The sequence below is a fragment of the Stenotrophomonas sp. TWI377 genome (assembly GCF_039674525.1).
Classification (GTDB): domain Bacteria; phylum Pseudomonadota; class Gammaproteobacteria; order Xanthomonadales; family Xanthomonadaceae; genus Stenotrophomonas.
Map to the genome: position 1 here is coordinate 40,632 of NZ_JBDJNT010000004.1, position 26,940 is coordinate 67,571.

General features: G+C 67.4%; 26 protein-coding genes, 1 tRNA gene and 1 pseudogene. 14 read left to right on the forward strand and 14 right to left on the reverse strand.

Features of this window, described 5'->3' with window-relative positions; all coding sequences use genetic code 11:
- Positions 1 to 3: 3 nt before the first annotated feature.
- The 3 genes from ABE546_RS05845 to ABE546_RS05855 form a co-directional block, all read right to left on the reverse strand.
- Entirely contained in the window at positions 4 to 510 is a 507-nt protein-coding gene (locus ABE546_RS05845; RefSeq protein ID WP_038686018.1) for an Ohr family peroxiredoxin, read from the reverse strand.
- Positions 511 to 534: 24 nt separating this feature from the next.
- Positions 535 to 1,290, reverse strand: coding sequence for an SDR family oxidoreductase (locus tag ABE546_RS05850; RefSeq protein ID WP_038686016.1), 756 nt, complete (start codon positions 1,288 to 1,290; stop codon positions 535 to 537).
- Positions 1,291 to 1,420: 130 nt separating this feature from the next.
- Positions 1,421 to 2,455 (reverse strand): LysR family transcriptional regulator, encoded by a 1,035-nt coding sequence (locus ABE546_RS05855; RefSeq protein ID WP_306987420.1) that lies wholly within the window; start codon positions 2,453 to 2,455, stop codon positions 1,421 to 1,423.
- 44 nt (positions 2,456 to 2,499) lie between these two features.
- Here ABE546_RS05855 and ABE546_RS05860 point away from each other — a divergent pair, with 44 nt between their 5' ends.
- The 4 genes from ABE546_RS05860 (at position 2,500) to ABE546_RS05875 (ending at position 4,738) form a co-directional block, all read left to right on the forward strand.
- On the forward strand, positions 2,500 to 2,742 hold the full coding sequence (locus tag ABE546_RS05860; RefSeq protein WP_038686012.1) for a hypothetical protein: 243 nt from the start codon (positions 2,500 to 2,502) through the stop codon (positions 2,740 to 2,742).
- 130 nt (positions 2,743 to 2,872) lie between these two features.
- Positions 2,873 to 3,352, forward strand: coding sequence for a carboxymuconolactone decarboxylase family protein (locus tag ABE546_RS05865; RefSeq protein WP_346462928.1), 480 nt, complete (start codon positions 2,873 to 2,875; stop codon positions 3,350 to 3,352).
- A gap of 11 nt (positions 3,353 to 3,363) precedes the next feature.
- A complete protein-coding gene (locus ABE546_RS05870) occupies positions 3,364 to 3,771 on the forward strand; it encodes a cupin domain-containing protein (RefSeq protein WP_038686008.1) in 408 nt (135 codons plus the stop codon).
- Between the two features lie 79 nt (positions 3,772 to 3,850).
- On the forward strand, positions 3,851 to 4,738 hold the full coding sequence (locus tag ABE546_RS05875) for an RNA polymerase sigma-70 factor (protein WP_038686005.1): 888 nt from the start codon (positions 3,851 to 3,853) through the stop codon (positions 4,736 to 4,738).
- A 241-nt stretch (positions 4,739 to 4,979) separates the two neighbouring features.
- Here the strand turns inward: ABE546_RS05875 and ABE546_RS05880 are convergent.
- The 5 genes and pseudogenes from ABE546_RS05880 to dtd all read right to left on the reverse strand — a co-directional run.
- Positions 4,980 to 5,261: pseudogene (locus ABE546_RS05880) on the reverse strand (M23 family peptidase); the annotation flags it as partial.
- A 448-nt stretch (positions 5,262 to 5,709) separates the two neighbouring features.
- Positions 5,710 to 5,785 (reverse strand) — tRNA-Ile (locus tag ABE546_RS05885).
- 56 nt (positions 5,786 to 5,841) lie between these two features.
- Entirely contained in the window at positions 5,842 to 7,242 is a 1,401-nt protein-coding gene (gene yjjJ / locus ABE546_RS05890) for a type II toxin-antitoxin system HipA family toxin YjjJ (RefSeq protein WP_346462929.1), read from the reverse strand.
- Positions 7,243 to 7,554: 312 nt separating this feature from the next.
- The gene (gene rpoD, locus ABE546_RS05895) at positions 7,555 to 9,402 is read right to left on the reverse strand and encodes an RNA polymerase sigma factor RpoD (RefSeq protein WP_121040252.1); all 1,848 of its coding nucleotides are present in this window, start codon (positions 9,400 to 9,402) and stop codon (positions 7,555 to 7,557) included.
- 89 nt (positions 9,403 to 9,491) lie between these two features.
- Positions 9,492 to 9,932: a D-aminoacyl-tRNA deacylase gene (gene dtd, locus ABE546_RS05900; RefSeq protein ID WP_313209064.1), complete on the reverse strand. Its 441-nt coding sequence runs from the start codon at positions 9,930 to 9,932 to the stop codon at positions 9,492 to 9,494.
- Positions 9,933 to 10,017: 85 nt separating this feature from the next.
- Between dtd and ABE546_RS05905 the strand changes: the two genes are divergently transcribed.
- The 4 genes from ABE546_RS05905 (at position 10,018) to ABE546_RS05920 (ending at position 14,262) form a co-directional block, all read left to right on the forward strand.
- Positions 10,018 to 10,935 carry a lauroyl acyltransferase gene (locus tag ABE546_RS05905; protein ID WP_313219504.1) on the forward strand — a complete coding sequence of 306 codons (918 nt, stop codon included), beginning with the start codon at positions 10,018 to 10,020 and terminating at the stop codon, positions 10,933 to 10,935.
- A 68-nt stretch (positions 10,936 to 11,003) separates the two neighbouring features.
- On the forward strand, positions 11,004 to 12,137 hold the full coding sequence (ribA, locus tag ABE546_RS05910; RefSeq protein ID WP_313209062.1) for a GTP cyclohydrolase II RibA: 1,134 nt from the start codon (positions 11,004 to 11,006) through the stop codon (positions 12,135 to 12,137).
- A 158-nt stretch (positions 12,138 to 12,295) separates the two neighbouring features.
- Complete coding sequence (locus ABE546_RS05915) at positions 12,296 to 12,748, forward strand: PH domain-containing protein (protein WP_313209113.1); 453 nt, start codon at positions 12,296 to 12,298, stop codon at positions 12,746 to 12,748.
- Positions 12,745 to 14,262: a PH domain-containing protein gene (locus ABE546_RS05920; RefSeq protein WP_313209061.1), complete on the forward strand. Its 1,518-nt coding sequence runs from the start codon at positions 12,745 to 12,747 to the stop codon at positions 14,260 to 14,262. The genes ABE546_RS05915 and ABE546_RS05920 overlap by 4 nt, the downstream gene beginning before the upstream one ends.
- A gap of 38 nt (positions 14,263 to 14,300) precedes the next feature.
- On the opposite strand, the gene ABE546_RS05925 is transcribed toward ABE546_RS05920, so the two are convergent.
- A complete protein-coding gene (locus ABE546_RS05925; RefSeq protein ID WP_346462930.1) occupies positions 14,301 to 15,359 on the reverse strand; it encodes a CDP-glycerol glycerophosphotransferase family protein in 1,059 nt (352 codons plus the stop codon).
- Here ABE546_RS05925 and ABE546_RS05930 point away from each other — a divergent pair.
- A complete protein-coding gene (locus tag ABE546_RS05930) occupies positions 15,358 to 16,176 on the forward strand; it encodes a glycosyltransferase family 2 protein (RefSeq protein ID WP_313209060.1) in 819 nt (272 codons plus the stop codon). The two genes, ABE546_RS05925 and ABE546_RS05930, sit on opposite strands and share 2 nt — an antisense overlap.
- Here ABE546_RS05930 and ABE546_RS05935 read toward each other — a convergent pair.
- From ABE546_RS05935 to def, 5 genes are all read right to left on the reverse strand, one after another.
- Positions 16,161 to 17,462 (reverse strand): O-antigen ligase, encoded by a 1,302-nt coding sequence (locus tag ABE546_RS05935; RefSeq protein ID WP_313209059.1) that lies wholly within the window; start codon positions 17,460 to 17,462, stop codon positions 16,161 to 16,163. The genes ABE546_RS05930 and ABE546_RS05935 overlap by 16 nt on opposite strands.
- A gap of 111 nt (positions 17,463 to 17,573) precedes the next feature.
- Positions 17,574 to 19,295: a glycosyltransferase family 39 protein gene (locus tag ABE546_RS05940; protein WP_346462931.1), complete on the reverse strand. Its 1,722-nt coding sequence runs from the start codon at positions 19,293 to 19,295 to the stop codon at positions 17,574 to 17,576.
- Between the two features lie 26 nt (positions 19,296 to 19,321).
- Positions 19,322 to 20,665 (reverse strand): 16S rRNA (cytosine(967)-C(5))-methyltransferase RsmB, encoded by a 1,344-nt coding sequence (gene rsmB, locus ABE546_RS05945; RefSeq protein ID WP_346462932.1) that lies wholly within the window; start codon positions 20,663 to 20,665, stop codon positions 19,322 to 19,324.
- 1 nt (position 20,666) lies between these two features.
- Positions 20,667 to 21,590 carry a methionyl-tRNA formyltransferase gene (gene fmt / locus ABE546_RS05950; protein WP_313219500.1) on the reverse strand — a complete coding sequence of 308 codons (924 nt, stop codon included), beginning with the start codon at positions 21,588 to 21,590 and terminating at the stop codon, positions 20,667 to 20,669.
- Between the two features lie 99 nt (positions 21,591 to 21,689).
- A complete protein-coding gene (gene def, locus ABE546_RS05955; RefSeq protein ID WP_121040274.1) occupies positions 21,690 to 22,202 on the reverse strand; it encodes a peptide deformylase in 513 nt (170 codons plus the stop codon).
- A gap of 126 nt (positions 22,203 to 22,328) precedes the next feature.
- Here def and ABE546_RS05960 point away from each other — a divergent pair, with 126 nt between their 5' ends.
- The 5 genes from ABE546_RS05960 (at position 22,329) to ABE546_RS05980 (ending at position 26,937) form a co-directional block, all read left to right on the forward strand.
- Complete coding sequence (locus ABE546_RS05960; RefSeq protein ID WP_346462933.1) at positions 22,329 to 23,459, forward strand: LysM peptidoglycan-binding domain-containing protein; 1,131 nt, start codon at positions 22,329 to 22,331, stop codon at positions 23,457 to 23,459.
- A 74-nt stretch (positions 23,460 to 23,533) separates the two neighbouring features.
- Positions 23,534 to 24,673, forward strand: coding sequence for a DNA-processing protein DprA (gene dprA / locus ABE546_RS05965; protein WP_346462934.1), 1,140 nt, complete (start codon positions 23,534 to 23,536; stop codon positions 24,671 to 24,673).
- A 42-nt stretch (positions 24,674 to 24,715) separates the two neighbouring features.
- Positions 24,716 to 25,189: a DUF494 family protein gene (locus tag ABE546_RS05970; RefSeq protein ID WP_088433666.1), complete on the forward strand. Its 474-nt coding sequence runs from the start codon at positions 24,716 to 24,718 to the stop codon at positions 25,187 to 25,189.
- Positions 25,190 to 25,227: 38 nt separating this feature from the next.
- A complete protein-coding gene (locus tag ABE546_RS05975; RefSeq protein ID WP_346462935.1) occupies positions 25,228 to 25,983 on the forward strand; it encodes a pilin in 756 nt (251 codons plus the stop codon).
- Between the two features lie 45 nt (positions 25,984 to 26,028).
- Complete coding sequence (locus ABE546_RS05980; protein WP_313209051.1) at positions 26,029 to 26,937, forward strand: RDD family protein; 909 nt, start codon at positions 26,029 to 26,031, stop codon at positions 26,935 to 26,937.
- Positions 26,938 to 26,940 lie beyond the last annotated feature (3 nt).

Sequence of the window (26,940 nt, forward strand, 5' to 3'; positions counted from 1 at the left end):
CGCTCAGGGCGCTGCGGTGGGCACCACGCAGACCACGTGTGTGATGCCGTTGCGGAACATCTTTGCGAAGGGACAAACGCGCTCGGTATTGCGCACCAGCTCGGCGGCAATCCCGCTGTCCAGCCCTGGCAGGTAGGCTTCAACTTCTGCCGAGAGCAGGTAGAGCCCGTCAATCGGATCACGCGAGAAGGTCACCGCTACTTCGATGCACGAATCCACCAGCACCAGCCCGGCACGGCTGGCAAGGAGATTCATCGCGCCATGGAAGCAGGCCGCGTAACCTGCCGCCAACAATTGCTCAGGGTTGCTGCCACCGCCTGGGCCACCGAGCGACGGTGGCAGCCGCAAGTCCAGCTGCAATGCGCCATCGTCTGACGCCACCTCGCCGGATGCGCGACCGTGTCCCGTCTGCCCTCCCCTTACCCTCACCCGCCCGGTATAAAGGGGACGCACCTCATCACCACGGTACTTATCGAGAACGGCAGGCGATGGCGGCTTCAAATCAGACATGGTGGATCCACGCAGTGCTGGCGGTCAGTGGGAGTGTTCAAGTCCGGACTGCTGCAGCCATCCGTCAAAACTCTGTCGGCCAAGCCACGCCTGGCCCACCGGCACCAGCGTGTCGTCCTGCAGCTGCGCACCGAAGTACGGCGCCTGCGCATCGCCAACCACCCGCCGTGGATCGCCGGTGCGATCTAGGAAGCGCTGGGCCAATGCGTCCATCGGCGCGCGCTCGGGACCTGCGATCTCCACCACGCCGTTGACCGCCGGCTGCAGTGCCACCTGCACCACTGCATCGGCAACATCCTCCGCGGAAATCGGCTGCACCAGCGCGGTAGGCAGCCGCATCGCATCACCGGCGGACTGGATGATGCCCGGCAGGAACTCGAAGAACTGGGTGGAATGGATGATGGTGTAGGCAACGCCCGCGTTGCGGATCAGTTTTTCCTGTGCGATCTTGCCGCGGAAGTAGCCGCTGGCTGCCAGCTTGTCGGTACCCACCACCGACAGCGCGACATGGTGGGCGACACCAGCTTTCGCCTCGGCGGCCAGGATGTTGTGCCCGGCGGTCTGGAAGAAAGCCAGCACCGCAGCGTCTTCGAACGAGGGCGAATTGGCCAGGTCGATCACCACTTGCGTGTCGGCCATGGCCATATCCAGGCCCTCTCCGCTGATGATGTCGATACCGGTAGACGGGGCAGCGATGACGATGTCATGACCGGCTGCACGCAGGCGGTCGACCACTTTGCTGCCAATGCGGCCGGTGCCGCCGATGACCAGGATCTTCATGGAAATGCTCCAGTGCTGGAAGGGGACAGCCCGTGTTGGCTTGGGCATGCAGCGATGCTATGCGGGGCGCCACAGCGGCGGTAGACCCGCGCGTGGACGCTCACTGTTGCCTGTTGGGCACCAATGCAGCTCATCGCCACGCCCCGGCGTCGATGTCCCGTGCCGGCGCACCCGCCTGCTGCACGCTTTCCCAGTGCGTCACCACGTCTAGGTCGAGCGCGCGGACCTCGCTGGTGATGAAATCGATGAATGCGCGGATTCGTTTTGGCAGCTGGCGTCGGCTCAGGTAGCACAGGTAATGGCCGCGGTCGTCGGCAGCGTATTGGCCCAGGCAGCTCACGGCCAGGCCCGCGTCCAGTGCCGCGCGCACCTGGTAGTTGGACAGCTGGGCCAGCCCCTGGCCCTGCAGCACCGCCTGCAGCGCCAAGTCGGCGTCGTTGAATACCAGTGCCGACACCGGCTCCACGCTCAACGGCCGGCCATCCACGCGGAATTCCCACGGCTGCAAGCGCCCGTTGGACTGGCGCTGACTGATACAGGCGTGCGCGGCCAGGTCCGCCACGCTGGTGGGAAGGCCATGTTGCTCCACGTACTCCGGTGCGGCGCACACCAGTAGCTGCATCGGGATAAGGTGTTTTGCGATCACCTCGCTGTCTTCCAGCACGCCATCGCGGAACGCTACGTCGATGCGGTCGGCAGCCAGGTCCAGCGTGCGTTCCTCCAGCTGCAGCTCCAACGTAACTTCGGGAAACAGTACGCGGAACTGTGAAAGCAGCGGCGCTATCACCTTACGGCCAAAGCCGTGGTTCGCGCTGACCCGCAGGTGCCCGCGCGGTGGACCATCGCGCAGGTCGCGCATTTCCTCCAGCGCCTGCAGGATGCGGTCCACGCCCGGCCGGCAACCGTCGTGGAACAGCTCGCCTTCGCGGGTAAGCGATGTTGACCGCGTGGTGCGCAGGAACAGGCGGACGCCCAGTTGTCCTTCCAGCTTCTGCACGCTGCGGCTCACCGCCGAGCGGCCAATGCCAAGCCGGTCCGCCGCGCGCGAGAAGCTGCCCTCGTGGGCCACCGCGATGAAGGCCATTACCCCGGCATAGCTAGCCGAAAAGCCTGTGGTAAGCGGATCGGCACCGTCCTCGACGGTACCTAGTTCGGTCAGGGACATGTGGGTGGCACTCCAAGTCGGCGCGCGTGGGCGCGCAGACAGGCATGGGCAGCGTCCAGACGCTGGCAGCAATCGGCTGCAGACAGTCCGAACAGGGGCATGAGCGCTTCGATGGGTTTTCCGGCCACGTCATGCAGCAACAGCAGCAGGCGCGCGTCGGCCGGCAGGGCTTCCAGCGCCGACAGGAACGTCGTCCACACCTGTTCTACGGGTCGCGGCGGGCCTGCGGCATCGGTGGAATTCAGGGTTCTCATACCTGGCAGACGGACCAGCGCGATGCGCTGTGACAGCCCGACCCCCATCTGGATTGGTGCATTGCGCTCAACACCGTGGGTCCGCCGCGCCGGCTACCGTGCCTGCGGCGCGGCGCTTAGCCTGCAGCCTCGTATTTCCCCCTCCGCTGCCAGGATCACGACCATGACCGAACGCCTCGACTACCAGAAGCAAGCTCCCGCCCTGTTCAAGAAGTTGCTGGACTACAGCATGGCCGCGCACGCCGGCGCGATTGAAGAGCCGATCCAGGACCTGATAGCCATCCGCGCGTCGCAGCTCAATGGCTGTGGCTTCTGCGTGGACATGCATGTCAAGCAGGCCACGCTGCACGGCGAGCGCCCGCTGCGCCTGCACCACCTAGCGGTGTGGCGCGAATCCCCCCTGTTCAGTCCGCGCGAGCGCGCAGCGCTGGCCTGGACCGAAGTGCTGACCCAGTTGCCGCCGCAGGGCGTACCGGACGAACTGTACGAGCGGGTGCGGGGCCAGCTGTCCGAGCAGGATGTGCTGGACCTCACCCATGCGGTGATGGGCATCAACGCCTGGAACCGCATCAACATCGCCTTCCGCAGCGAGCCGGGCTCGCGCGACAAGGCCTGGGGCTTGGACAAGGCCGACCTCAACTGACGGAGACACCCATGCGCACTCTGCTCTGCTTCCTGCTGCTGGCCGTGGCCAGCCCTGCCGTCCATGCCGCCACGCCTCCCCTTGCAGCACCCGAACCGGTGGTGACTGCTGTGATGAGCAAGCCCCTGCCCGAGTACCCGGGCAAGGAGGCCTTGATCCTCACCGTGGAGTATCCGCCTGGCGGCGCCGACCCGGTGCACCGGCACGACGCGCATGGGTTTGTCTACGTATTGGAAGGCCATATCGTGATGGGTGTGGCCGGTGGACGCGAAGTTTCCCTTGGCCCTGGCGAAGCTTTCCACGAAGGTCCAAAGGATCTGCATACCGTAGGCCGCAACGCCAGCAGTACCGAACCGGCGCGATTCGTGGTGTTCCTGATCAAGGACGCCGGCAAACCCGCCGTACTTGCCCCGCACTGAGCGCAGTGCGGGACGCCACCGCAGCCGTGCCACTCTCCCGGCACTGTTGCGGTGGCCCCTGCTCGTGTTGAATGCCGCAATGGACACCTTCCCCGACCTGTTCACATCATTACGTCCGCGCGTGCTCGGCGTGGCCTACCGCATGCTCGGCTCCATGGCCGAGGCCGAAGATGTCGCGCAGGAGGTGTGGCTGCGCTGGAACGGGACCGACCGCGCCGCAATCGAGAATGCCGAGGCCTGGCTGGTGGCCACCGCCACCCGCATCGCGATCGACGAACTGCGCATGGCACGGCGCAGCCGCGAGCACTACGTCGGCATCTGGCTTCCCGAGCCGGTACCCACCGAACATTCGGACACGCCCGAACGCTTGCATGAGGCCGCGAGTGATCTTTCGGTTGCATTCCTAGCGGTGCTGGAACGGCTGGCACCGGAAGCGCGTGCCGCCTTCCTACTGCACGATGTTTTTGACTGCGGCTACCCTGAAATCGCCCGGATCCTGGAAAAGAGCGAAGCGGCCTGCCGTCAGACCGTGCATCGCGCGCGTATCCGCCTGCGCGATGCACGCCCGTTGTATGTGGTGCCACACCATACCCACCAGCAACTGCTGCGGGCTTTCGCCGACGCGCTGGACAAAGCCGACCTGAAGTCGATGATGGCGCTGATGCACAGCTCAGCCGAGCTGATCGGTGACGGGGGCGGCATTGTCAGCAGTTTCCCCAAGCCGATGGTGGGCGGTGCCCGCATCGCCCAGCTGTTGCTCGCACCCACCCTCCGGCGGCGCGCCGAGCTACGCATGGTGCCGGCGCTATTCAACGGCCGCTTGGGGCTGCTGCGCTTTTTCGACGAACACTTGGAATCGGCGATGTCATTCGACACCGACGGCGAGCGCATCACCCAGATCCTGGTGCAGCGCAACCCGGAAAAGCTTGCGCGGATGGCGGCGAATCAGCCGCTGGCGCTGCGTTGAGCAGCGCCAGCTCGGGTCGATGCAGCGACGATTTTCGCGGTCATGCGCACGTGTCCGGGTCTGCAAGCAAGGGGGTAGCGCAAGCTGGACCGCGTGCTCGATCTGCGCGAAGGGAGGCCGCACGCGCTGGCTCACGACCCGGTCTGAACTGTTCGCTGAACTGGTTGGCAGGGCGTGGCGGTGGCCACGTCCCTGCGGAAACCGGACCCACACACGGTGGGGCACCTACCGTGGCGCAGTAGCCCAGCACACTGCCTTCGCTGACCGCCTCGCCCTCGGCCAGGCCTTCGCGCCAGTCTTCAAGATGCGCGTAGTAGTAGCGTTCGTGCGCTGGGCCCACCACGCCGAACCTGCCGGCCACCCAGCCCCCTGTCACGAGCGGCAGCGACCGCGCGCGGACCAATGCTGCGTACCGGCGTGTCGCGCTTGGCACAGATATCGATCCGGCCTGGAAACGGTCGCGGCCACGCGGAGCACTGAACGCGTCGGCAATGCCGCGCGCCGCCACGCCTTCCACCGGAAGCAGCGCACCCTGTACACGTCATCGGCGATTTCCGCGTGCGGCCATGAGCCGCCTCTTCATAAGGGGCGCGTCAGGTGAATCGCCCAGGGTTTTGCAGACCATCGTCAGCCGTGTAGTGCGTACTGCCTATCGAACTCTACCGGGGACAGCCCGTCGTTTGGTGCACATTGTTAGGCCTGTCATCGTAGGCCGGCCAACAGGCAGCACCATCATCACTTGGATCCCCTTGAACCCAACTCTCGCATAGCCGGTACTCGGGCACTCCAGCATAAGTTGGCCGCACCTGGAAAAATCATCACTTGCGGCACATAAGCCCTTGAATCGCTTAGGTGGGCCTGCTTAGAGAGGCCTCAAACCGGCCAAGTTGTGCTTTACGCTCCAGTAAAAGTTGGCCAAAACGGCCAACTTATGCTTTCGCCCACAGGTTGATGCCAGGTGCCTGATTCGATGGTGGGCCCAGAAGGATTCGAACCTTCAACCAAAGGATTATGAGTCCTCTGCTCTAACCGTTGAGCTATAGGCCCTTGCGGCCGCACAGTGTAGTGGAGGCCCGCAGGCGCTTTCCACTACAACCCTCACATCAGCCGAAACGCTGCCCCATCGCCTGCACCCGACGCGCATTCTCCGCCGCCAGGTCACGCAGCACGCCCGAGCGCAGCAGCGCCGAACCGGCCACACGTTGCCAGTAGTCCACTGCCAGCGGCGCTGCCCAGTGAAGGTGTGCGAGCTGGCCCCTGCGCTCCGGCGCGATGGAGGCGAGCGGCGCAGCCGCACGCAGCCCCCCTGTGCGCGAGGGTGCCAGTGACATCGGCAGCATGTCATACGCGGGCGCCAACGGCAGCGGGCCGCGATCGACCAGGTGGAAACCCAGATTGCCCTGATGCATGTCGCTGTTGCCGATGAGTCGGCCGAACGCGTGCAGCCTTCCCATCGCGGCCTGCGCGTCGCGATCGACCCAGCCCTGCGTCAGCAGCGCGTCGGCAGCCGTCCCCCAGTCCACGGTCACGTCACCAGCGAAGGCCGAGGACAGCGCCAGCAGCGAGACGAAGCCACGCCGGCCGAGCACGTCGACAGTGCGGTCAAAGCGCTGCACTTCCAAGAACGTGTGCGTGTCGGTCTGGAGGATCTCGGACGCTGCTGCCGGCACGCCCGCGTCGCGCAGGCACTGCAGGGCGAGGTGCTCGCAGACCAGCAGGTCTGCCCAGCGTTCTGCGGCCTCGCCTGCGGTGGGCTGCGCGAACTTCACCAGCGCCGCATAGCGCCCTCCCTCATGCTCTACCGTGGCAGTGAACTTCGGTTGCTCGCCACCCGGCGACGATCCGACGTCTTCGCCTTCAAGTGACGCCGCCGCGCGCTCGGGATAACGACGTGCGCGCTGCCCGGCCAGGACATGATCGCGAGGCGCATCAAGCGCGCGCAACGCCATCTGCACGGCATCGCCGCCCAGCAGGAGATCACCGATCTCGGTGCCGCCTGCACGCACCAGCGCCTGCAGGGTGTCACCCAATTGCCATCGATTGAGGTCGTCGGGGACGCCCAGGTCACGCCCGCGACGATGCGCGAACGTACGCCCGAGAAAACCCTGCGGGCGCAGGTCGTCCAGGTACCACGGCAGCCCCGGGAAGTGGCCGTCGACGGTCTCGTCTGGCGAACGGGTCAGATTGGGGCGTGCGGCGGTGGTCGCCACGTGGAAGGTCTCGCCCGTGAGTGCCACGACCGTGCCCAGTTCTTCAAGGGTGGCGTCCGGCCCCAGCCGGAACAGCGGCCACTCGCTGCCCGCGGCGGTCTGCTGGCGGACGGCATAGGCCGTGGCGCGCGTGCGGCCAAGTCGCACCAGGCGGTCCCCGGCCTCGGCGACAAGACGACTCAAGGTTGTCCGGGTAACCCCCAGGCGATCGACGAGATCGGCAGCTGAGACGACCTCGCCAGCAGGCAGGTTGTCGAACAGCGTCTGGAGCTGGACGGTACGGGGACGGGCCATGGCCTGAGTTTCGGGACGAGTTAAGTTACGAATCTATACGCCAATCCTCGGCGAACCGCAACCCAATTAAACATATAAGCCATTGATTGAAATAACATCACCCCGGAGAACACCGATAAAAAATCCGTAATTAAGTTACGAAACACGAAACGAAATCACCAAATCAGCCTAGCGATCCCGACCCCTTCGAACACCCCTCCATCCGCTGCGCCGCCGCTAGGCTCGAGTACACCACGCGCCGCCACCCGCCCCAAAAAACAAACCCCGCTTGCGCGGGGTCTGTCGGGTTTCAACGCGATGCGCCGGTATCGATCAATCGATATCCAGGAAACTGCGCAGCTGCTCGGACCGGCTCGGATGACGCAGCTTGCGCAGCGCCTTCGCTTCGATCTGGCGGATACGCTCGCGGGTGACGTCGAACTGCTTGCCCACTTCCTCGAGGGTGTGGTCGGTGTTCATGTCGATGCCGAAGCGCATGCGCAGCACCTTGGCTTCCCTCGGGGTGAGGCCGGCCAGCACGTCACGCACGGTTTCAGACAAGTTGATGTTGGTGGTGTTCTCGATCGGGGACTCCACGTTGGTGTCCTCGATGAAGTCGCCCAGATGGGAATCCTCGTCGTCGCCGATCGGGGTTTCCATCGAGATCGGCTCCTTGGCGATCTTCATCACCTTGCGGATCTTGTCTTCCGGCATGTCCATTTCCTTGGCCAGCTCCTCTGGCGTAGCCTCGCGGCCATACTGCTGGAGCATCTGACGGGAAATGCGGTTCAACTTGTTGATCGTTTCGATCATGTGCACCGGGATACGGATGGTGCGCGCCTGATCGGCGATCGAACGGGTGATGGCCTGGCGGATCCACCAGGTCGCGTACGTGGAGAACTTGTAACCACGGCGGTATTCGAACTTGTCCACGGCCTTCATCAGGCCGATGTTGCCTTCCTGGATGAGGTCGAGGAACTGCAGGCCGCGGTTGGTGTACTTCTTGGCGATCGAGATGACCAGGCGCAGGTTGGCTTCGACCATTTCCTTCTTGGCCTTGCGCGCACGCGCTTCACCGTAGGCCATGGCGCGGCTGATTTCCTTCAGCTCGTCCAGTTCCAGCCAGGTGGTCTTCTCGATGTCGATCGTCGCCTGCTGTTCGGCGATGATCTGATCCTTCACGTCACGCAGGGCTGAGGACCACTTCTGCTTGCGCTTCAGTGCGTCTTCCACCCACTCCAGGTTGGTCTGGTTGCCTTCCCACGAGCGGATGAAGTCCTTGCGCGGCATGCGCGCGGTCACGGTCGCCAGGTTCAGCACGCGGCGTTCGTGGGACTTGATCGAGGCCATGACGTCGCGCAGCTGCTTGACCAGCACATCGGTCAGCGGCAACGGCAGCTTCAGGGTCACGAACACGGCGGCCATGTCGTCGCGCAGCTTGGCCAGCGGCTTGCGGTCGCCCTTGGCAGCGGCCTTCTTGAACGCGGTATACGCGTCGCTCAGGGCCTGCATGCGGCGTGCGACTTCTTCCGGATCCGGACCGGTCGGGCCGGCCTCTTCCTCGACGTCGTCGCCGTCATCTTCTTCATCGGCGTCATCGTCAGCGTCGTCGCTGGTGTCTTCGGCCACGGCCGGGGCCGGGACTTCTTCGACGAGGTCGTTGAAGCCGACGATCACTTCGGCCAGGCGCTTCTTGCCTTCCTTGTGCGCGTCGTAGTCGGCCAGCAGCGATTCCACCGACACCGGGAAGGTGCCGAGTGCGGCCTGGACCTGGCCCAGGCCTTCTTCGATGCGCTTGGCGATGGCGATTTCGCCTTCGCGGGTCAGCAGCTCGACGGTACCCATTTCGCGCATGTACATGCGCACCGGGTCGGTGGTGCGACCACCTTCGGTGTCGAGCGCGCTCAGCGCGGCGGCAGCTTCTTCGGCCGCGGTGTCATCGACTTCGCGGTTGCCGGTGTTGCCATCGTTGAGCAACAGGGTTTCTGCATCGGGAGCAACTTCATGGACATCGATGCCCATGCCGTTGATCATGCCGATGATGTCTTCAATCTGCTCCGGATCGACGATGTCGTCGGGCAGGTGATCATTGACTTCGGCGTAGGTCAGGTAGCCCTGTTCCAGGCCCTTGCTGATCAGAAGCTTGATGTCGTTTTGCTGGGCAGGACGTTCGTTGGCCATGTAGTGCTCGCGCCACCGGCTGGGAGAGGGAATAGAACCTAGCATTATACCAGCCCGGCGCCCCGCGTTCCCGGGCGGTGGTCCCGGGGCTAGGGTCTGAGCAGGAAGGTCACTGGACCATCGTTGACCAGGCTGACAACCATATGGGCACCAAACTGGCCGGTTTCCACCCCCGGGGCGTGTTTTTGTCTGCAGATCTCGACCAGTCGGTTGAATCCGCGTTCAGCCTCCGCCGGCGGCGCGGCGGTACTGAAGCCCGGCCGCATCCCGCTGGATGTGTCGGCCGCCAGGGTGAATTGGCTGACCAGCAGCAATCCGCCGCCGGTATCACGCAGCGACCGGTTCATTTTTCCGGCCTCATCGCCAAACACACGGTAACCAAGCAGGCGATCGGCCATCCGCCCGATCTGGGCCTCGGTGTCGCCCGGCTCCATGCCCACCAGGGCCAGCAGACCGTGCCCGATCTGGCCGATCACGGCCCCCTCGACACGGACGTTGGCCTCGCTGACGCGCTGGATCAGAACAAGCATGGGCAGGGCTCCGCAACTGAAGGCGGACTACCTTAACGCGCCCGCGCGCCGACAGGCTGGCCGCCAGCCGCTAGACTTTGCAGTGATGAAACCGCACACCACTGCCCGCCTGGCCTACCGCGCCGCTGCCCTGTTCACCCGCCTGCCCTGGTCCTGGCTGCGTGCCTTCGCCTCCCTGCTGGCCTGGCTGTGGATACGTCTCAATGCCCGTGAGAGCCGCGTCACCCGTCGCAACCTCGAGCTGGCCTACCCCGAGATGGGCGAGGCCGAGCGGACCGTGCTCCACCGCGAGGTGCTGCGCTCGACCGCGCTGCAGGCCATCGAGACCCTGCGACTGTGGACCCAGCCACGTGATCGCAACCTGGCCCGCCTGACCGAGCGCCACGGCGAGGCGCTGTACGACGCAGCCCTGGCCGCCGGCAAGGGCGTGATCGTGGCGGCCCCGCATTACGGCAACTGGGAGCTGCTCAACCAGTGGCTGGCCTCGCGCGGGCCGATCGCGATCGTCTACAAGGCGCCGGATGAGGAAGTGGGCGATGCCTTCCTGCAGCTGGTCCGCGGCGGCGACAACGTGCAGCAGGTGCGCGCCGAAGGCCCGGCCGTGCGCCAGTTGTTCAAGGTGCTCAAGGACGGCGGCGCCACCGGCATCCTGCCCGACCAGCAGCCCAAGGCCGGCGACGGCGTGTTCGCGCCGTTCTTCGGGGTAGAGGCGCTGACCATGACCCTGGTCAACCGGCTGGCCGAGCGCACCGGCGCGACCGTGCTGTACGGCTGGTGCGAGCGGATCGGCCCGGGCATGGAGTTCGCCCTGCATATTGAAGCCACCTCGCCTGCCGTGGCCGATCCCGACCCGCGCACCGCGGCCACCGCCCTCAATGCCGGCATCGAGCGCATCGCCCGGCGCGATCCGGCGCAGTATCAGTGGACCTACAAGCGCTATACGCTGCGCCCACCGCAGAGCGGCGAGGACGATCCCTATGCCACCGAGGACCATCCGCACTGACTGCGACGCAGCGTCGCGCCCTTGGAGCGATTGAATCGCCGCGATCCGTCCCCACTGTGGAAACCACGATGTCCCCCACGGCCCCTGACATGTCCCCTGCTTCTTCCCTGTTCGGCGACCCGGCCGCGATCCGCTGCGAGCGCGCGGTGGCCGAACTGCGTGCCGGCCGCCCGGTGGTGATCGACGATGGCCACGGCCAGCGCCTGGCGTTCATCGCACTGGACAGCAGCACCCGCACCAGCTTCAGCGCCTTTGCGGCGGCCGCGGAAGATCGCCACTACCTGTTCCTCACCGCCACCCGCGCCCGCGTGCTCGGGGTAAGTGCCGAACGTGGCGCGCGCGTGCCGCTGGCCGGCATCGACTTCGATGCCCTGCCCTCGCTCAGCTACCTGCGCGACCCGGGTGCGATGCCGCCGGGCTGGACCGGTGGCGAAGCGCTGGACGATGGCGCGGTGGAGATCGCCCGCCTCGGCCTGCTGTTGCCGGCGATGGTCGGCGTGCTGCTGACCGCCGATGACCGCCGCTTCGACGACTGCGCGCAGGTCTCGCTGTGCGACCTGAGCCAGGGCGCCGAACAGGCCGCGCATGCGTATGAACTGGTGGCCCGCTCGCCGGTGCCGCTGCGCGAGGTCGGGATGACCGAATTCGCGGTGTTCCGCGGCGGCGTGGCCCAGCGTGACCAGGTCGCGATCATCGTGGGCACCCCGGATCTGTCCGCCGTGGTGCCGGTGCGCGTGCATTCCTCCTGCCTGACCGGCGATCTGTTCGGCTCGCTCAAGTGCGACTGCGGCGACCAGCTGCGGCGCGGCCTGCGCAAGCTCAAAGAGCTTGGCGGCGGCGTGCTGCTGTACCTGGACCAGGAAGGCCGTGGTACCGGCATCGCCGCGAAGATGCGCGCCTACGGGTACCAGCACGACGGCCTGGACACGATCGACGCCGATGCCCAGCTCGGCTTCGGTGCCGATGAGCGCCGCTACGGCAGTGCCGTGGCGATGCTGCAGGGCCTGGGCGTGAGCCGCGTGCAGCTGCTCAGCAACAACCCGACCAAGGCCCAGCGCCTGCGCAATGCCGGCATCGACGTCGTCGACTGCGTGCCGGTCACCGGCGACATCACCGCCGAGAACGAGCAGTACCTGCGCACCAAGGCCGAACGCGCTGGCCATCTGCTCGATGTCGACGCGCTGATCCAGGCCGCGCAATAGCCCACGGCAACCTGCTACCGTCTGCGCCACGGGCGGTTGCACCTGTATGCATGCGCCCGGCCCGTTCCCCAGCCGAGCGCCTTGCCTTGTCCGATCTCCTCGACACTCCCGTGCCGCCGCCCCTGCCGCCGTTGCCGCCTGCCCCCGACTGGCAGGCGATGCCGCTGCGTTCGGCCTCGCTGGCCGCGTTCGGTGGTGCGATCGCTGGCGCACTGATGCTCGGCGGCGTGCTCGGCACGCTCTGGGTGGTCTTTGATCTGCCGGGCCGCTGGTGGGGTGCGGCCGGCATGGTCGTACTCGGCGCGTTGATCGGTGCGGCCCTCGCGTTCCGCCGCCAGCGCCGCACGTATTGGCGGCTGGATGCCCAAGGCCTCGGCCTGCGCCGCGACCTGCTCTGGCAGAACGAAACCCGTGTACCGACCTCGCGCGTGCAGCACCTGGATCTGCGCCGTGGGCCGATCGAACGCAGCGCCGGGTTGAGCACGCTGGTCGTGCATACCGCCGGCAGCCGCTTCAGTGCGGTCACGCTCAGTGGGCTGGACAGCGCCGATGCCGAGCGCCTGCGCGACACCCTGGCGCACCAGCTGGACCAGGACGACGACGCGCTGTGAGTACCCCGCCGCCGCTTGATGCCGCGCCGGAGCAGCGGCTGCATCCCTGGTCGTGGCTGTTCGTGCTGCTGATGCAGTTGCGCCAGGGCTTGGTACCGCTGATCGCGCTGGTGGTGTTCGGCCAGCGTGGCGACCGCGATGAGCTGTGGCTGTCACTCGGCCCGGTGATCGCCGTGGTGGCGCTGGTCGCGTACTCGGTGCTGCAGTACCTCACCTATCGCTATCGGATCGGCGCGTCGGCCATCACCGTGCGCAGCGGGGTGTTCGCGCGCAATCGGCGCGAGATTCCCTTCGCCCGCATCCACAACGTGGTTGTCCACCAGAACCCGTTGCACCGCCTGTTCGGCGTGGCCGAGCTGAAGCTGGAATCGGCCGGTGGCCATCGCCCCGAAGCGGAAATGCGGGTGCTCAAACTCGATCAGGCGCTCGCACTGGAGCGCCTGGTACGCCAGCGAGGCCAGGCAGTGCCGGCCACGGCCGAGGGCGAAGCCGCTGCGGCCGAACCGGCCGAGGATGTGCTGCTCGCCTTGAGCCCGGGCGAGGTGGTCCGTATCGGCCTGCTCTCCAACCGCGGCTGGGTCGTGGTGGTGGCAGTGCTGGGCGCGATGGTGCAGTTGTTCCCGCGTGGCAGCGTCTCCGATGTGATCGAAGCCGGCGGCCGCCAGGCCTTCGGGTATGCCAGCCACCTGCATCCCGGAATGTGGCTCTGGACCATGGCCGCGGTAGTCGCCGTGGTGGGCTTCTGGGTGATGCTGCGGGTGTTGTCGGTGGGGCTCGCGCTGCTGCGCTATTACGGCTTCCGGCTCAGTGAGCACGAGCGCCGGCTGACCGTGGCCAGTGGGCTTCTAACCCGCATGCGCACCAGCGTGGCGCGGCGCCGGATCCAGGCGTGGACATTGCGCGAGAGCGCGCTGCAGCGCTGGTTCCAGCGCCGGCAACTGCGTATCGATATTGCTGCAGGCAACCCCGGCGAAGGCGAGCGCCGCGACCTGCGTGAGCTGGCGCCGCTGGCGACGCCGGCCGTCTGCGATGGGCTGGTCCAGCATCTGCTGCCACACCTGCAGTGGCCGCCGGCGCGCTGGCAGCCGGTGCAGAGGCGCGGCTGGTGGCGGCTGTGCCTGGGCGCGCTGTGCCTGGTTCCGCTGCTGACGGCGGCGGCGATCTGGTACGGCGGGCCGTGGGGGGCGCTGGTGCTGCTATGGCTGCCGTGGTCGGCGTTCCGCGCGCACCGGCAGATGGCGCGCATCGGCTATCACCTGGATGACGACTACGTCGCCGTGCGCGGTGGCTGGTGGCAGCGCTGGTGGCGCTTTGCCGAACTGGACAAGCTGCAGGCGCTGCGCCTGACCCGCTCGCCGCTGGACCGCCGGCTGGGCACCGCCAGCGTATGGCTGGATACCGCGGGTGCAGGCATGGGCACGCCGCTGGTGCTGCAGTACCTGCCGGAAGCGGAGGCGCGTGCGGTGTACGAGCAGTTGGGCCGTGCGTTGGCGAAGCGTCGCCTGCGCTGGTAGGAGCGCATCCACGCATGGCGTGGATCTACCTGGTGACGCTACCGCTTCGCCGGCCCCCAGTACCCGAGATCCTTGCGGATCTGCAGGCCGCGCGTCCACGCACCGAACGGTTTGCGCTTGAGCGCGCCGAGTTCACCGGACAGGAAATCCTCGGTGGCAGCGATCACCCGCTCGGAGGAATACCCATCGCGGAACGGATGGATGGTGTCCGCGTACCGGCGGATCTCGGCCATCAGGGCGGGCGCTGGATCCAACGCCTGGGCCAGCATCGCCGGCAGCTGGGTGGCGTCGTCGAAATCGATCATGTGCGGCTGCGGGACCCGGTTGCGGAAGGTCACCACCGGTTTGTGCTGCACGATGAACTCGGAGACGATCGAGGAAGTATCCGAGACCAGCACATCGGCGGCGCGCTGCGCGGCCATCACCTGTTCCGGCTCGATGAAGCGCGCATGCGCACCGGCCAGCGCGCGGTAGCGCTCGAACAGCTCCGGGGCGCACTTGGGGTGCAGGGTCAGCAGCCAGTAGTGCTCGCCGCGGCCGATATCGGCCGCGATCTGCTCGTACAGATGCGGCGCGGCGCTCAGCCGCTCGGTGAAGGTCGAGCCGAACAGGATCACCGGGCGGCCCTGTGCCGGCACGCGCAATCCGGCGCTCAAGCCACCGTCATCGCGGAACAGCGGATCGAGCTTGGGCCAGCCGGTCTCGGCCACGGCGAAGTGGCCCTCGCGCGCGGCCAGCTCGCGGAACGGGGTGGTCGTGGCCGGGCCCTGGGTGCAGTACAGATCGAACAGACCGCGCACCCGGAAGTGGCCGCGGGCACTGTCGCGCTTCTGCACGTTGAAGCCGTGGAAGACCTGCACCTTGGCCCCGGCGATGAACGGCGGCACCCAGTTGGCGGCGCTGAACACCGCGCGCGGGCGCAGTGTCAGCGCCTCGTTCAGGGCCACATTGGGCACGCCGGGCAGCGAGGCCCCGGCGGCGCCATCGGCGAACCAGGCCGACACCGATTGACCGGATGCGTGCAACGCCTGCGCCAGAGGGGCGAGAATGGGCAGCGCATAACGCTCCGTCGCAAACAGCAGGTACTCGGCCATCATGTCCTCCTCGACCGCTCCCACTGAACGGCCTCGCATTTCGGCCTGCATTATCGCGTTCAATGAAGCCGACCGCATCGGCGATTGCCTGGCCTCGCTGGCCTTCTGCGACGAGATCGTCGTCGTGGACTCGCAATCCACCGATGCCACCGTGGCGATCGCGACGGCCGCCGGGGCGCGGGTGCTGCAACGCCGGTTCGATGGCTTCCGCAGCCAGAAGGCGTTCTGCGTCGAGCAGGCCGCGCATGACTGGGTGCTGTGCCTGGACGCCGACGAGCGCATCAGCGACACCCTGCGCGAGGCGATCCTGTCCGCCCAGGCCAACGGCTTCGCCGGCCACCATGGCTACCGGTTCGCAAGGCTCTCCGCGTACTTCGGCAAGTTCCTGAAGCATGGCAATGCCTACCCGGACCGGGTCCTGCGCCTGTTCGACCGCCGCCATGGCGGCTGGCGCGGCAAGCGTGAGATCCATGAGGCGGCCAGCGTCGATGGTGCGGTGGGTACCCTGCGCGGCGACCTGATCCATTACCCCTACCGCTCGCTGGAGCAGCAGCTGCTCAAGACCCAGCGCTACGCGCGGATGATGGCCGAGCACGAGTTCGCGCGCGGCAAGCGCGCCACCCTGCCCAAACTGATCCTGGCGCCGGCGTGGCGGTTCTGGCGCGGGCTGCTGCTGCGTGGCGGCTTCCGCGATGGCTGGCACGGCCTGGTCTACGCCTACGTACGCGCCAATTACGTGCGCCAGAAGACCATCATGCTGTGGATGCTGCAGAACGGGCAGCCAGTCACCGACCCGCCGCGGGATCAGCCCGGCGCCTGAGCCCCGGCCGACGCCAGCGCCAGGCGCCGCGTGTACCCCTGGACGATCGACAGCCCGGCCAGCAGGCCGACGATGGTGACGTAGAAGCTGGCCGTGATCTGATGCGCGAACATCGACTGGGTGATCCCGCACAGCACATAGGTCACCACCACCATGATCCCGGCGGCCGCCGGACCACGGAAGGTCTGCTCGCCGCTGCGCCGGTGCAGGCCGGTGAACACCCATAGCGGCACGCCGTAGATGGCCAGCAGCAACAGCAGGCCCGGCGCGCCCTGGGTCGCGGCCCACTCGGCCAGATCGTTGTGCGCGTGGCCCAGATGGCAACGCTGCTCACTCGGATCATCCCGGCACACCGGCAGGCGCTGCATGGCGCTGTCGAAATGGCCGATCCCCACGCCGGTCAGCGGGTGATCGAGGAAGGTTTCATAGGCCACCTGCAGCCGCTCCACGCGCGCGCCGGCGGAGGAGTCGCTGTCACCGCGCTCCATCCGCACCACGTCGTGCTTGAGCTCGGTCAGGCGGACCTGCTCGCGCAGGCTCGGGATGGTGAGGGTCAAGGTGCCGGCGATCGCCACCAGCGCCAACAGCACGCCCAGGCGCGCGCGGCCGGTGCGCCAGCGCAGGCTCATCGCCATCACCACCAGCAGTGCCAACAGCGCCAGCCAGACGCCGCGGCTGCCGCTGAGCACGATGGTCACGCAACCGGCGACCATGCCCACGATCACCCAGGTCCAGCGCTGGTGCGGCCGGCAGAACACCAGCAGCACCATCAGCACCAGCACGATGTCGGCCAGCACGATCGCGTTGGTGCTCAGATCAGCGCGTGGCGCGCCGCCGGCCACCTGCAGGATCGACAGCACCATGGTGCCGAGCAGGCCGGCCAGCGCCCCGCCCCACAGCCAGCGGATGTCCGGCCGCAGTGCACACACCCACAGGGCGATCCACGGGATCACCACGAACCGCGAGCGGTTGTCGATGTCGCGCAGGCCCTGCTCGAACAGATAGATCGAGAGCAGCGCAAAGGCAATCGCGGCCACCACCAGCCAGGTCAGGGCCTTCACCGGCTGCCCGGCCAGGCCACGCGCGCGCCACAGGTAATCCGGCGCCAGCAGCGTGCTCAGCAGCAACAGGATGCCGTAGGGCAACAGGTTCTGGGGCAGGGTCAGCACCAGCGCGGGCATGCAGAACAGGCCCACGGTGGCGATCCAATGGGCCACACCGGCACGCCCCTGCAGCGGCGGCAGGGAAACGGGCGTGGCCGGCTCGGATGCAGCGGAGAACGTCATTGCCAACCTCGATTGCCACACGCAGGCATGCACGCCCGTGATTGCACTGGACGCGACCGGCGCCCACGGACCTGCGGTATCCGCCCGAGGAGGCGGCCAGCATTACAGAATTCACTCATCGCCGTCGATCCGGTGCAGCGCGCGTTCGCGCGCCTGTTCTTCGGCACTGGCCACACACGGGCCGTGGATGTCGCCCGGCCTTACCAACCACCAACGGCGACGGTTGGCGACCCCGGCCAGTTCGGCGCTGGTGCGGTCCACGCAGGCCAGCAGCGCGTCCTCCTGGACCAGCAGCCAACGCTGCTGCGGCTGTGCGGCTTGCCAGGCGACTCCGTCGGCGAGTTGCCGGTCCCAACGCCGGTTGAACCCGAAGGTGGCGGCCTCACGGTCGGCCATCAGCAGGTTCTGTTCTTTCCAGGCGACCAGACCCAGTTCGGCCTCCGGGCCGATGCGTTGACCGACCTGCAGCATCAGGCCGCGGGCGGAACTGGAGTCATTGAACAGCGGGTAGCCGATCAGCCCGAACGCTACCCAGGCCATGGTCAGCGTCGCCACCACGGCCAGATGGAAGCGGCGCACGCCGGCGATGCACAGGGTGAGCACCGCCCAGCAGCCCAACGCGACCGCGACCCAGCCCAGGCCGGAGGTCACCGCGGTGTCGATGCCGCGATCCAGAATCAGTTTGCGCTCGAAGCCCGGCTGCCCCAGCAGCATCGAGATGCCGATGCCGAGCAGGCCGGCAGCCAGCAGCGCCACGAAGCCGCCCAGCAGCCACTGGAAGGTGCGCTTGCGCAGCAGCCCCGGCAGCAGCGGTGCCAGCGCCAGGCAGAACATGGGCAGCGCCGGCAGGATGTAGACGTCACGCTTGCCGTTGGGGATCGAGAAGAACAGCACGATCAACAACCACCACACCAGCGGCAGCAGGTAGCGCGCATCACGCCGCTGCAGGCGCCGGCGCCAGGCCGGGATCGCCCAGGGAATCGCCAGGAAGGCCGGGATCCACATCGACGGCATCGTACCCAGGAAATACCACCATGGCTGATGATGATCCCAGGATTGCGCGTAGCGCTTGGCGGTCTGCCGGAACAGGATGTCGTCCAGATAGGCGCGGTACTCGGCCGACCCACTGCCCAGTGCGGTCACCACCATCGGCACCAGCCACAGGGCGATCGCCAGCACGAAGGCCAGCGGCCCGACCCAGAACCGCCAGTCGCGGACATGCAGCTTGACCCGCGGCCAGCCCAGCACGGAGGCCACGGCGGCCGGCACGATCATCAGCAATGCGATGACGCCCACGCCCTTGGTGATCACCCCCAGCCCGGCGGCGAACCAGCCCAGCCACCACCAGCGCCACGCAGGGCCACTGAGCAGATGCCGCAGCAGGCCGTAGTTGGCCAGGGTGATGAAGACCACCACCAGCGGATCGATCTGGGCTTTCTTGGACTGGAAGGTGAAGTGCAGCGCGAACAGCAGCGCCCAGGCGGCGTACAGCCCGACCCGCCGCGTCCACAGGCGGCGGCCCAGGTCATAGACGCAGGCCAGTGTGCCCAGCGCGGCCAGCAGCGAGGGCAGCAGGAAGGCCACCCGCCAGTCGCCGATCAGCGAGTACAGCGCGGCCTGCGACCACATCAGCATCGGCGGCTTGTCCGAGTACAACTCGGTGCCCCGATGCGGGAACAGCCAGTCCCCGCTCTCCACCATCTGCTTGGCGACCAGCGCGAACCGGGGCTCGTCGGAGGGCCACGGATCACGCATGCCCAGGCCGGCCCCCAGAACGAGCAGGGCCATCAGGGCAAGCAGCCAGAACTCTCGGGATGCGCGGTTTTTAAGCATGGGGCGGGATTCTAGCCGGGTTCGGTTCAACCCTTCTTTAGCAGACGTGCATAGAAGAAGCCGTCAGCACCGTCCTCACCGGGCAGGCGCTGGCGCCCGGCCCAGGAATCGTGGCCATACGCCTCTCCCAGCGGCAGGAAGCCCGCATCCCGGGTGCGCTGCAGGAAGGCTTCGACCTGGAACTGGTTTTCATCGCGCAGGATCGAGCATGTCGCATACAGCAGGGTTCCGCCCGGGGTAAGCATCGTCCAGCAGGCATCCAGCAGGCGCGCCTGCAAGGCCATCAGCGCCTCGATGTCGGTCGCGCGGCGATGCGCCAGCACATCCGGCTGGCGGCGGATGATGCCGGTGGCCGAACAGGGCGCATCCAGCAGGATGGTGTCGAACAGCTGCCCGTCCCACCAGCTGGCCGGATCGGTTGCATCGCCCGCCAGCACCTTCGCGTTCTGGCCCACGCCGGTGCGTGCGAACGTTTCGCTGATGCGCTTGAGCCGGCGCGCATCGATGTCCAACGCCAGCAGTCGCAGGGTCGGATCGCGCTCCAGCAGATGGGCAGCCTTGCCGCCCGGCGCGGCGCAGGCATCGAGCACCCGCGAACCCGGGCGCGGCGCCAGCGCATCGGCCACCTGCTGGGCAGACAGATCCTGCACCGACAGCGCGCCATCGGCGAACCCGGGCAGCGCGGAGACCGCGACCGGCACTGGCAGGCGGATCGCATCGGCACCCACGCGCGATGCTTCAGCCTCGATACCGGCTGCCGCCAACTGCTGCAGCATCGCCTCACGAGTGCTGTGCTGGCGGTTGACCCGCAGCCACAGCGGCGCGGCCTGCAGGCTCGCGGTGAACACCGCGTCGGCCTCGTCCGGCCAATCCTGTTCGATCTTCTCGGCCATCCACAGCGGGAAGGCATCGCGCGCCGGCAGCGGCGGAATGCCTTCGCGCTGGGCGCGGCGCAGCAGCGCATTGACCATGCCGGCCTGGCGATCACGGCCCATCGCACGCGCAGCGTCGACCGTGGCCGAGAGCGCGGCGTGCGCCGGCAGCTCCAGTGCGTCCAGCTGGGCGAAGCCGACCAGCAGCAGCGCGCGCAGTTCGTCTTCGCGCACGCCCAGCGGCCGCGGCATCCATTGCGCCAGTGCGGCGTCATACGCGGCACGGCGACGCAGCACGGCAAAGCACAGCGCCTCCAGCAGCGCGCGGTCGCGGCTGTCGTCCAGGGTCGGCAAGGCGGTGGCCAGTTCGGCCTTGAGCGAACGGCCGCGGCCGATCACCTGGGCCAGCACGCGCGCGGCCAGCACGCGGGTGGGCACGCCGGGGGCGGTATGGGCGGTGTAGGGGCCTGCAGGCTTGCCGGAACGCGCGTTGGTCATGTCAGGCACCCATGCCGAGATCGCGACGGGCATTGAGGTAGTCGGCGGCGGTGATCGCCTTGCCGCCCTCACGCTGCAGCACACGCAGGCGCAGCGCACCCTGGCCACAGGCGATGTCGATGCCGTCGCGCGAGGCGGCCAGCAGCGTGCCCGGGGCCTTGCCCTGGTTGTCATCCAGCGCGATCGCGCCATGGATGCGGACGCGTTCGCCGGCCAGCATCGCCTCGGCGATCGGCCACGGATTGAACGCACGTACGGTGCGTGCCAGCGCGTGGGCGTCCTGCGCCCAGTCCAGACGGGCTTCGGCCTTGTCCAGCTTGTGCGCATAGGTCACGCCGGCCTCGGGCTGCGGCTGCGCGATCGGCTTGATGCCGGCCCGCAGCAGGCCCAGGCCATCGGACAGCACCTGCTCACCCAAGGCGGCCAAACGATCGTGCAGCTGACCGCCGGTGTCGTTGGCGCCGATCGCGATGTGCTGCTTGAGCAGCACCGGGCCGGTATCCAGCCCGGCGTCCATCTGCATCAGGCAGACACCGGTTTCGGTATCGCCGGCCTGGATCGCACGCTGGATCGGCGCGGCACCGCGCCAACGCGGCAGCAGCGAGGCGTGCACGTTCCAGCAGCCGTGGGTTGGAATGGTCAGCACCGCCTTGGGCAGGATCAGCCCATAGGCCACCACCACCATCAGGTCCGGCGCCAGGTCGCGCAGCTGCTGCTGGGCTTCGGGGGTCTTGAGGCTCTCCGGCTGGAACACCGGGATGCCACGTGCGATCGCTTCCAGCTTGACCGGCGACGGGGCCAGGCCACGGCCACGGCCAGCGGGGCGATCGGGCTGCGTGTACACCGCGACCACTTCATGGTGGCGGGCTGCGGCACGCAGCGAGGACACGGCGAACGCCGGCGTACCGGCAAAGACAATCTTCATGGCGACCCCACTAACAGAACGTAAAACGGCGCCGATGTGCGGCGCCGCGCGACAGGACACGTCGCGCGGTCATCCCGCGCGGCGGTCGCTGCAATCACCTCAGGCAACGTGCTTGCGCTGCTTGGCCAGCTTCTTGCGCACCATCTCGCGCTTGAGCGGCGAGAGGTAATCAATGAACAGCTTGCCGTCCAGGTGGTCCATCTCGTGCTGCACGCAGACAGCGAGCACGCCGTCGGTGGTCAGTTCCTGGGCCACGCCGTGGCGATCCAGGTAACGCACGGTGATCTGGTTGGCGCGGGTAACGTCGGCAAAGATGCCCGGCACCGACAGGCAGCCTTCCTGATAGACCTGGCCGCCTTCGTTGGCGACGATCTCAGGATTGATGAACACCATCGGGGTGTCCTTCTCTTCACTGACGTCGATCACCATGAAGCGCTTGTGCACGTCCACCTGGCTGGCGGCCAGGCCGATGCCCGGGGCGTCGTACATGGTGTGGAACATGTCATCGATCAGGGTCTGGAACGCCGGCGTGGTCACGTCGGCAGCATCGATCAACGCAGCCTTGGTACGCAGGCGCGGATCGGGAAATTCGAGAATGGGCAGGAGGGCCATGGCAAATACCGGTAGGGGGCGCCGGTCGAAGCGGCGTACAGCGAGATTCTATCGCCAACGCTTGCCCCGCGCCCCGGTTTCTGGACTATAGTGCGCGAACCTGTTGGGGAATCAGGCACCACATCTATGTTTGAACGAACTCGTACGGTCGTCGCCGTGGCGATGCTGACCGTCGCTACCTATGCTACCGCCGTGGAAATGAATGGCGGGCACCCGGATACCTATGTCGTGCGCAAAGGGGACACGCTATGGGACATCTCGGCGCGTTTCCTGCAGAAGCCCTGGCTGTGGCCGGAGATCTGGCAGGCCAACCCGCAGGTCAAGAATCCGCACCTGATCTACCCGGGTGACGTGCTCAGCCTGGCCTATCTGGACCGCGTCGTGGCCCAGCCCGGCCCGCGCCAGGAGGCCCCGATCAACGGCGTCCCGCTGGAGCAGGTCGAGCCCTTCCTGAAGCAGCTGAGCGTGGTCGACGAGGTCAAGTCGCTGCCCTACGTGGTCAATCTGGAAGAAAACCGCCTGCGCGCCACCACCGGCCAGACTGCCTATGTGCGCGGCCTGGAGAACGCCCAGGTCGGCCAGCGCTACGCGGTGGTCCGCCCGACGGTGCAGTACGCCCTGCCCAAGCCGACCGAAGACCTCAATGCCCGCGGCGATACCACGCCCGGCAGCGGCAACCTCTGGAAGACGTTCATCGTGCCGAGCAAGCGGCACCAGACGCTGGGCTACGAACTGGCCCAGATCAACGTCGGCACGGTGAGCCGGGTACAGAACGGCAGTGTCGAGGTGACCTCGCTGGTGCTGCAGGGCCAGGTGGACGGCCGTGAAGTCCGCGCCGGTGACCGCCTGGTTCCGGTCGAGGCCCGCCCGTACGACCTGCAGTTCGTACCGCATGTGCCCGCGCCGCAGGCCGTCGATCTGGACGTGCGCGTGCTGGCCGTCGCCGACACCTTCACCTCCGGCGGCCCGCGCGATGTGATCGCGATCTCCGCCGGCAGTGCCAACGGGGTCGACAACGGCACCGTGTTCTCGCTGTGGCGCCAGGGCCGCCATGTGGCCCACCGCATGGATTACCCGAACTCGTCGCGGATGGACGATTCGCTGACCAGCGGTGCCGGCCGGGTCACCCTGCCGGACGAGTACGCCGCCCATGCGATGGTCTTCCGCACGTTCGAGAACGTCAGCTACGCGCTGGTGATGGAAGGCGTGAAGCCGGTCAGGGTCGGCTATTCGGCACTGCATCCGGATAAGCAGTAAGCGCGGCGGAGTCCTACCCTGCGATCCGACGGCGCCCTAGGGCGCCGTCGTCATTTCCGGGCCAGGGTATCGGGATGCCCATTCCCTGCCTTGCCGCCTCCACCGCCCTGCTCACCCTGGTCCTGGCCGGGGGCGCGCTGCCGCCTCGCCTGCGCCTGCTGCGCCAGTTCTCCGATGCGGCGGCCGCCCTGCGGGCCGGCCCGACCGCCTGGCGGGCCGCCGGCTGTACTCCAGCGCAACGCGCCCGGCTCGCGTTGCCGGACGAACGCTACCTGGCACAGGCCCTGGCATGGCTGGCCGAGGAGCACCATCACCTGCTCGGCGTGACCGATCCGGACTACCCGGCGCTGCTCAACCAGATCGAGGAACCGCCCGTGGCGTTGTTCGTGGACGGTGACCCGGCGCGGCTCTGGCACCCGGCGGTGGCGGTGGTCGGCAGCCGCTCGCCCACTGCCGGCGGCCGCGAGCACGCGCATGCCTTCGCCACCGCGCTGGCCGGCGAGGGCTGGTCGGTCATCAGCGGGCTGGCGGCCGGGGTCGATGCCCACGCCCATGACGGCGCATTGCAGGTGACCGGGGGCATGACCGTGGCCGTGGTCGCCACCGGCCTGGACCAGACCTATCCGCCCCGGCATGCCGCGCTGCATGAACGGATTGCCGCCACCGGCGCGGTGGTCAGCGAGTACGCCCCAGGCATGCCGGCAACCCAGGCGCACTTCCCCGCACGCAACCGGATCATCGCCGGGCTCAGCCTGGGCACCCTGGTGATCGAGGCCGCCGAGCGCTCCGGCGCCCTGATCACCGCGCGCTGCGCGGCCGAGGCGGGCCGCGAGGTGTTCGCCCTGCCCGGCTCGATCCGCAATCCCCGCGCCCGCGGCTGCCATCGGCTGATCCGGCAGGGCGCAGCGCTGGTGGAGACGCCGGCCGAGGTGACCGCCGGGTTGGCCGCGCTCGCCCAGACCCTGGCCGGGGCCTTGCGAACCCGCTTGGACGCCCCCACTGAACAGGCACGACCGGCGCCCGAGCGCGCCCCTTCCTACACCGACCCGGACTACCAGTGCTTGTGGAAAGCCCTGGATCATGACCCAACGGGTATGGATTCATTGATCCAGCGCAGCGGATTGACGGCGGCCCAGCTGTCGGCCATGCTGCTGGTCATGGAACTGGATGGAAAGGTAATGGCCGCCTATGGTCGCTACTGTCGAAAACCCTAGTTTCTTCACCTCCACAGCGTCGTTGACGCAGGCCGAGGGGCAATGAAAGAGAGCATTCTGGATGTCCTGCTGTACCTGTTCGAACACTATTTCAGCGAAGACGCGGACCTCATCCGCGACCGCGACTCCCTCCAGAACGGCCTGATCCAGGCCGGCTTCAGCCCCACCGAGATCAACAAAGCCTTTGACTGGCTGGACGCGCTCGCCGAGCAGCGCCCGGCCGTGGTGCTGGGCCGCGTCAATGGCCCGGTGCGCATTTTCCATGGGCCCGAGCTGGACAAGCTCGACGTGGAAGGCCGTGGCTTTTTGATGTTCCTGGAGCAGCACGGCATCCTCGATGCCAGCCAGCGTGAGCTGGTGCTCGACCGTGCGATGGCGCTGGACCAGGACGAACTGGACCTGGACGACCTCAAGTGGGTCGTGCTGATGGTGCTGTTCAACCAGCCCGGGGCCGAGGCCGCGTACGCCTGGATGGAAACCCAGATGTTCGTGGACGAGCCGGAACCGCTTCACTGACCTTACACTGAGCGCCTTGCGCATTCAGGAGCGGGCCGGTGGACCAGTGGTTCTTTGCAGAAGGAAACAGTCAGCAGCGCGGTCCGCTGCCTGCTGACGAGTTGATCGCGCTCTACCATTCCAGCCGCATCGCACTGGATACGCTGGTCTGGCGCGACGGCATGGCCCAGTGGCAGCCGCTGGAAACCGTGGCGGCCGAGATCGGCCTGGACATCGCCCCCGCCGTCGAGGTGGTGGCAGAGCCGGTTCCCGGCCCCGCCGTGCCACCGGCGCTGCCCGCCGCGCCCGGCGTTCCCGTCACCCCCGTCACCCCCGTGTCCCCCGCCAACCCCACCGCCGTTCCCCCACCCCGCAAGGGATTGAGCGGGTGCGCGATCGTGGGCATCGTTGCGGCCGTGATCGTGGTGCTGGTGCTGATCGTCGGCGCGGTCCTCGCCTCGTTCGCGCTGCCCGCTTATCGGGACTATGTGGCGCGGGCCAAAACCAGTGAAGCACTGGTGACGCTGGCCCCGGTCAAACTCGCGGTGGCCGGGTTCCACAGCGCACATGGCCGCTGCCCGGTCAACGATGACGAGGGCTTCCAGCCGGCCGAAGCCTACGCCGACGGCGCGATCAACGCCGTGCGGATCGGCCGCTTCAACAATGGCCACTGCGGCGTGGAAGCCGAGCTCACCGTGCCCGGCAATGCCGCGCTGGACGGCAAGCTGTTGTGGCTGGACTACAACGGTGCCGGGCAGTGGGAATGCAGCGGCGAGCCCGACGATACCTACCTGCCGCTGGAATGCCGCGGCTGATAACGGACACATGTCCATGGATGCACCCAACAGGGGATTGAAGCAATGACTGAGTGGTATTTCGCCGATGGCCAGGAACGTCAGGGGCCGCTGAGCGCAGAGGAGATGCGCCAGCGCTTCCAGCGCGGTGACATCACCCTGGCCACGCTGGTGTGGCGCGAAGGGTTCGCGCAGTGGGCGCCACTGTCCGAGGCCGTCGATGAGCTGCAGCTGCAGCATCTCGCCGCGGCCGCCAGCAATCTCGGCAGCGGCATCGACCTGCGCGGGGATTACACCGCCATCGACAATGGCACCGCGCCACTGCCGGGCACCGGTGGCGGCACCTACTCGCCGTACACCGCGCCTGCCGCGGCCACCGGCTACGCCAACACGGCCGTGGTCCATGGCCAGGACGTGGTCTATGCCGGTTTCTGGAAGCGCTACGCCGCCTACTTCATCGATTACATCCTGCTCACCGTGGTCACCCTGCCGCTGAGCATGATCATCAACGTGATGGGCGCCGGCTCGGGCAACGAAGGCGTACAGGTCGCGCTGACGCTGGTGGTGATGCTGCTCAGCATGGTGATCAGCATCGGCTACTACGCCGGCTTCCACGCCTCGCGCGGTGGCGCCACGCTGGGCAAGATGGCCGTCGGCATCAAGGTCGTGCGCGGCAATGGCGAGCGGATCAGCTTCCTGCGGGCCTTCTGCCGCTACCTGGCAACCATCGTCAGCAGCCTGATCCTGATGATCGGCTTCATCATGGCCGCCTTCACCGAGCGCAAGCAGGCATTGCACGACATGATGTGCGACACCCTGGTGGTGGACAAGTGGGCCTTCACCGAGCACCCCGAGCTGCAGCAGCGCGGCCTGGGCACGGTCACCATCGTGATCCTGGTGATCGCCGCACTGGCCGTGGTCGCCCTGTTCGGCGTGATGATCGCGATGATCGGCGTGATCGCCTCGATGTCCTGATCC

Coding starts and splice junctions, on each gene's coding strand:
- ABE546_RS05905 (WP_313219504.1), top strand. CDS start 10,018: ATGAAACCGCACACCACTGCCCGCCTGGCCTACCGCGCCGCTGCCCTG.
- rsmB (WP_346462932.1), bottom strand. CDS start 20,665: ATGACCAACGCGCGTTCCGGCAAGCCTGCAGGCCCCTACACCGCCCAT.
- ABE546_RS05875 (WP_038686005.1), top strand. CDS start 3,851: ATGGACACCTTCCCCGACCTGTTCACATCATTACGTCCGCGCGTGCTC.
- ABE546_RS05860 (WP_038686012.1), top strand. CDS start 2,500: ATGGGCAGCGTCCAGACGCTGGCAGCAATCGGCTGCAGACAGTCCGAA.
- ABE546_RS05915 (WP_313209113.1), top strand. CDS start 12,296: ATGCCGCTGCGTTCGGCCTCGCTGGCCGCGTTCGGTGGTGCGATCGCT.
- ABE546_RS05930 (WP_313209060.1), top strand. CDS start 15,358: ATGTCCTCCTCGACCGCTCCCACTGAACGGCCTCGCATTTCGGCCTGC.
- dprA (WP_346462934.1), top strand. CDS start 23,534: ATGCCCATTCCCTGCCTTGCCGCCTCCACCGCCCTGCTCACCCTGGTC.
- ABE546_RS05935 (WP_313209059.1), bottom strand. CDS start 17,462: ATGACGTTCTCCGCTGCATCCGAGCCGGCCACGCCCGTTTCCCTGCCG.
- fmt (WP_313219500.1), bottom strand. CDS start 21,590: ATGAAGATTGTCTTTGCCGGTACGCCGGCGTTCGCCGTGTCCTCGCTG.
- ABE546_RS05850 (WP_038686016.1), bottom strand. CDS start 1,290: ATGAAGATCCTGGTCATCGGCGGCACCGGCCGCATTGGCAGCAAAGTG.
- ABE546_RS05845 (WP_038686018.1), bottom strand. CDS start 510: ATGTCTGATTTGAAGCCGCCATCGCCTGCCGTTCTCGATAAGTACCGT.
- dtd (WP_313209064.1), bottom strand. CDS start 9,932: ATGCTTGTTCTGATCCAGCGCGTCAGCGAGGCCAACGTCCGTGTCGAG.
- ABE546_RS05970 (WP_088433666.1), top strand. CDS start 24,716: ATGAAAGAGAGCATTCTGGATGTCCTGCTGTACCTGTTCGAACACTAT.
- ABE546_RS05865 (WP_346462928.1), top strand. CDS start 2,873: ATGACCGAACGCCTCGACTACCAGAAGCAAGCTCCCGCCCTGTTCAAG.
- ABE546_RS05925 (WP_346462930.1), bottom strand. CDS start 15,359: ATGATGGCCGAGTACCTGCTGTTTGCGACGGAGCGTTATGCGCTGCCC.
- ABE546_RS05940 (WP_346462931.1), bottom strand. CDS start 19,295: ATGCTTAAAAACCGCGCATCCCGAGAGTTCTGGCTGCTTGCCCTGATG.
- rpoD (WP_121040252.1), bottom strand. CDS start 9,402: ATGGCCAACGAACGTCCTGCCCAGCAAAACGACATCAAGCTTCTGATC.
- ABE546_RS05980 (WP_313209051.1), top strand. CDS start 26,029: ATGACTGAGTGGTATTTCGCCGATGGCCAGGAACGTCAGGGGCCGCTG.
- def (WP_121040274.1), bottom strand. CDS start 22,202: ATGGCCCTCCTGCCCATTCTCGAATTTCCCGATCCGCGCCTGCGTACC.
- yjjJ (WP_346462929.1), bottom strand. CDS start 7,242: ATGGCCCGTCCCCGTACCGTCCAGCTCCAGACGCTGTTCGACAACCTG.
- ribA (WP_313209062.1), top strand. CDS start 11,004: ATGTCCCCCACGGCCCCTGACATGTCCCCTGCTTCTTCCCTGTTCGGC.
- ABE546_RS05870 (WP_038686008.1), top strand. CDS start 3,364: ATGCGCACTCTGCTCTGCTTCCTGCTGCTGGCCGTGGCCAGCCCTGCC.
- ABE546_RS05960 (WP_346462933.1), top strand. CDS start 22,329: ATGTTTGAACGAACTCGTACGGTCGTCGCCGTGGCGATGCTGACCGTC.
- ABE546_RS05855 (WP_306987420.1), bottom strand. CDS start 2,455: ATGTCCCTGACCGAACTAGGTACCGTCGAGGACGGTGCCGATCCGCTT.